This window comes from Pseudomonas haemolytica, from assembly GCF_009659625.1.
GTDB classification, from domain to species: domain Bacteria; phylum Pseudomonadota; class Gammaproteobacteria; order Pseudomonadales; family Pseudomonadaceae; genus Aquipseudomonas; species Aquipseudomonas haemolytica.
Genome location: NZ_VOIW01000019.1, coordinates 1 through 1,090 on the forward strand (window position 1 = coordinate 1; position 1,090 = coordinate 1,090).

The following is a 1,090-nucleotide window of genomic DNA, read 5'->3' on the forward strand; positions in this document are numbered from 1 at the left end:
TGCTCGACGGTCAGCCGGCCTTTGTCATCGTAGGATTTGAAATGCTGGGCGCCGGCGGGATCGATGCGCTGCACCAATCGCGCCCGGTCGTCATGGACATACACTTCCTGGCTACCATCGGCGTTATGCACGGTGACGCGCCCGTCATCCCCCCAGACATACCGCGTGTCCATCTGCGAAAAACTCGCCCAATGTCGGACGCAGCGTGCCGCTTTGCCGGAGCCTTCCCACGCCCAAAAGAAACTCGCCCCACCGGCCAACTGCCGCTCAACAATGACGTGCTGATCGTCGTACCGATAACGCTCGCTCTCACCGACGGCATTGGTCGCGCAAACCAGTCGTCCATCTTCGTCATAGGCGTAGGAAACAACGTTTTGCTCGGTCACCCAGACGTAGGGCTCACGGCCTGTGGCGCGATGAACCTGGTAGTCCACCGCGACGATGCGATCCAGTTCATAGCGCAACAAAAGCGAGCGACCGACGCCGTTATCCAGCCGCTCAATCCGCCCTGAATAATCACGGCAAATGCGCAGGCGGTTGTCATACGCATCGCTGATCGAAACCAGCACACCGTCGCGAAAGTGATAGAACCGCGACGCCTGGGCCAGCACTAACTCATCAGGCGTCGACCCCAAGTAGATCGCCGCTTCCGCCAGGCTATTGGTGATCGCGGGTCGAGCAGATGTGGGCAAGGGCAGGGTGGTCGAGCGGTTCTCATGATCGGTCCACACCACCGAGTCGCCAGAAACGACCAGCTGATGGGCCAGCGAATGACTCCACCCAAACCCCAACCCACGATCCAGTTCCACCGCACTGGTGCGATACAACCGCGTCCACTCAAACGGAAAAATCCCGTCCAGCGCACCATCGGTGAGGGTCAGCAGTTCCTCGCCGGTGACCATCGACACCGGGCAGCCATTGGTGGCAGTTTTATTCGCTGGGGCCGCCGCATCCCCCTTCGGATTCGAAGCCATGACAGGCGCATCATCGACGTGCTCCTGTCGGACCAATACGGTCTGCTGAGACTTGCTGCGCACCGCCGGCATCGGGTTTGAAACCACCTGATCCCCAGCCTTCAACGGCGCAACCG

At 60.6% G+C, this 1,090-nt stretch carries 1 protein-coding gene; it reads right to left on the reverse strand.

Annotation, left to right across the window (positions count from 1 at the left end):
• The coding region (locus FRT59_RS26925) for an RHS repeat domain-containing protein (protein ID WP_167524315.1) at positions 1-1,090 on the reverse strand (1,090 nt) is incomplete at both ends.